We start from the raw sequence: 3,822 nt of genomic DNA, 5'->3' as shown, positions 1-3,822 counted from the left end.
CTCACGCCGACGTCGCGCCTCGTCCTGAGCGGCGGTGTACTGCAAGACACTGGCCTGTTGTACGCTTAACTGGCGTTGCAGATCCAGTCGCGTCTGCTCTTTCTCCAGATATTCATGCCGCGACACATACTGTTTCGTCAATAACCGTTGGTAATCCTCGGCCAATTGTGTAGCAATCGGCAGCGTTTTTCGCAGGCTAGCCACCTGAGATTGGGCTGACTGGATTTCGGCGCTGCGTTGGAGAATTTCTGCATCCACCAACTCCAGGTTGCTGCGGTATTCCTGGTATTGTCCTTGTAGCCAGCGTTGGGCACTGAGCACCTGCTCAGGGTTGGCGTTGTCAATCGTTCCTACCAGCGAAGCCGGAGACTTTTGTTGATTGATCGCGTCGAGCATGGCGGCACTCCGCGCACTGTCGATACGAGCAGCCAGCAGCTCGCTCTGAATCCGGTTGACGTCGGCGCTCGCCGCCGTCGGATCGAGTTCGACCAACAACTCGCCGACTTTCACCGACTGACCGTCATTGACGTGGATCGCTCTGACCACCGCCGTTTCGCTGGATTGAATCAACTTGGTCTTGCCATTGGGAACAACCTTTCCCGGGGCGATAGCCACTACCTCGATTTTACCGATGTAGGCCCAGAGCAACGCCAATACAGCGAAACCCATAATGCCCCAGGTGAAAATCCTCGGTGCTGGGTGAACAGGTGTTTCTTGCAACTCCAAAGCCGTCGGTAAAAACTGTAATTCATGAGCCAGTCGCGGCGACACGTCCATGTTTTTACGTTGGCGCCAAGACTCACGCCATGCGTGACGATAACGCTGCAATAAGGAAAGGGTGGCACTCATTTGGAATTATTTTCCTTGAATCGGAGTATGTTTATTTTGGTCACATCTGCCTCTGATTGTGTTATTAGCCATTGATTACGTTATTAGCCGTTTTCATCGTACGTTCTGGCAATGGAAGCCTTTCAGCCTTGCTGCATTCGATACAGTCGTGAATAGTGGCCGTCCTGACGCGCCAGTAACTCGGCGTGGGCTCCCTGTTCAACGATCTGCCCGCGATCCATCACAAGGATACGATGTGCATCGCGTACAGCGGACAACCGATGAGCGATAATGATGACCGTACGCCCCTTGCAAATGCTCTGCATGTTCTGCTGCACCACCCGTTCAGACTCGTAGTCCAGCGCACTGGTCGCCTCGTCGAAAATCAAAATGCGAGGATTGCCGATCAAGGCTCGGGCAATGGCTACCCGTTGCCGCTGACCACCTGAAAGTGACGCGCCGTGCTCACCCACAATGGTGTCGTAACCTTCGGGCAGTTCAAGGATGAATTCATGAGCTCCAGCCATGCGGGCGGCGTGCATGACCATTTCGAGCGGCGCACCCGGATCGCTTAAGGCAATGTTTTCACGAATGCTGCGGTTGAATAGCATATTGTCCTGCAACACCACGCCAATCTGCCGGCGCAGCGAAGACACATCAGCCAATGCCAGATCCATGCCATCAACCATGACCCGTCCGCGCTCTGGAACATAGAGCCGCTGCAACAAGCGGGTCAGAGTACTTTTGCCGGAACCGGAGCGGCCCACTACACCAATGATTTCTCCCGCGCCAATGACCAGATTGACGCCGCGCAGCACCTCAGAACCATCAGCCCGATAACGAAAATGCACCTGTTCGAACTCTACCTGCCCCTTGAGCGGCGGTACTGTGCTACGTGTAGCCTGAGACAATTCAGTATGGGAATTGAGGATGTCTCCCAGACGCTGCACCGAGACCCCGGTCTGCTGGAAGCTGGTCCACAGTTGCGCCAAGCGCATAATCGGGCCGCTGACACGGCCGGCCAGCATATTGAATGCGATCAGTTCTCCCACCGATAGCTGCCCCTCAATCACGAGGCGAGCACCGAGCCAGAGAGTGGCGACCGTCACTAACTTGCCGATAAGCGAGACGCTTTCATTGGCGATAGTGGATAAGGTCTGTGTTTTGAAACCTGCGGCAACATAAGCCGCCAGTTGGTTGTCCCACTTGCGGATGGCCTGCGGTTCAACCGCCATTGACTTTAGGGTATCGATGCCATTGACCGTTTCGACAAGGAATGCCTGATTCTCAGCGTTGCGTGTGAAGCTATCCTGTAATCGCTTACGCAAGAGAGGTGTAACCAACCCCGAGACGAGTGCATAGAGCGGCAATGATAACACCACAACAAGGGTCAACCAGCCGCTGTAATAGAACATCACAAGGATGAATACCAGAGAAAAAAGCACGTCAAGCATCAGGGTAATGGCATTGCCGGTGAGGAAGCTGCGGATGTTTTCCAGTTCGCGTACACGAGCCACAGAATCACCGACTCTCCTTGCCTGGAAGTAAGCCAGCGGCAGATTAATCAAGTGCCGAAACAGATTCGATCCCAACTGCACATCAATACGGCTGGTCGTATGGGCAAACACGTAGCTACGCAGGCCACTCAGAGCCGACTCGAACAACATGATGCCCAGCAATCCCGCCGCGACAACATCCAGTGTGGTTAGGCCGTGATGCACCAGTACTTTGTCCATGACCACCTGAAAGAATAACGGAGTCACCAAGGCAAACAACTGCAAGGCAAAAGACCCCAGCAAAACTTCGCCCAACAACTTGCGGTATTTGACGATAGCCGGGATAAACCAAGTGAAGTCAAAGCGTGAAGTCTCTCCGGGCAGACCGTTACTGGAACGCACAAGCACCAGTTGCCCTGTCCAACGCTGCTCAAGCTGCTCGAAGCTGATAACTTCGGGGCGCGCCGAACGTGGGTCCTGAATCAAAGCCTGTTCTTTATCCAGTTTGGCCAAAATAAAAAACTGCCCATCTCTGTCCATAGCAATGGCGGGCAATGGAGTATGTTCAAGTCTGGCAAGTGTTGTGTGTACAGCCTTAGCTTTCAGCCCTGAATGACGAGCAGCCAGCAACAGCTCCTTCAGGGTAAGACCTTGGTTGGAAGTAGAAAATTCGTGTGAAAGTTGTTCAGTCGATATAGCGATGTTGTGAAACCTGGCCAACATAGCTAGGCAAATCAGACCGGTATCCAGCTCCGGGGAAGAGTGGGGTGACTCAGTACTCATTTCATTATCCTGCATCAGACAACTTAATCCTTAAATCAAAAATCTGGATATTCATCTCACCCCTAGCAAGCTATCCAGACATATCCGCAATCCGTTTAGTAAACAAATCACAATTCATATAATTAGGCGTTTATATCATCAAATAACAATAAATTTCATTTAATATATTCACAAACCGTGACATTAACCACACAATAATATTAAAATTTATTAAATTTATAATCTTGTTGTTTACATTGATAACAAAATAAAAACACCAACAATTTGATTCAGTCATTGCAACTATTTTTGAATCTTTTGAATCGGTGAAATTAAGATATCGATCAGTATATAGCCATCACGGTGAAACTATTCGATATGGCTGACTGAACGATTATGACTCAAAATCAATCAACATGAAGGACTAAGAAAAGATATTTCAATTGAAAAATAACCAAAATTGGGCATAGGCAGGTTTAAGATACCTTTATCTTGCATAGGTCAATGTAATCTCTAGCTCACTGCACGAGAATTTTTTAATCACCTAACCGATAACTTTTTACAAAAACAAAAAGACGTATTTACCGAAGTCAGCACAGCAAATCAGAAATCTCATTAAAGGCATTAATGATCTGATTGTCGGGCTTAAAAGCCCATCCAACAACCGAACAAATAACGATCAAAAAAAATGTCAGAGAAGATATGGCAACATCATTAATATATAAATTTTTTTACA

At 49.3% G+C, this 3,822-nt stretch carries 1 protein-coding gene and 1 pseudogene; both read right to left on the bottom strand.

The genetic code is table 11. The features are described 5' to 3' along the window. Window positions 1–849, bottom strand: a pseudogene (locus EAE91_RS23100) (hemolysin secretion protein D); the annotation flags it as partial. A 122-nt stretch (window positions 850–971) separates the two neighbouring features. Continuing rightward, window positions 972–3,107: a type I secretion system permease/ATPase gene (locus EAE91_RS23095; RefSeq protein WP_214090491.1), complete on the bottom strand. Its 2,136-nt coding sequence runs from the start codon at window positions 3,105–3,107 to the stop codon at window positions 972–974. Window positions 3,108–3,822: the final 715 nt, after the last annotated feature.

The sequence above is a fragment of the Photorhabdus noenieputensis genome (assembly GCF_018448935.1).
Lineage (GTDB): Bacteria > Pseudomonadota > Gammaproteobacteria > Enterobacterales > Enterobacteriaceae > Photorhabdus > Photorhabdus noenieputensis.
Note: the sequence above shows the minus strand (reverse complement) of the source record. Positions and strands in the feature narration are given on the sequence as shown.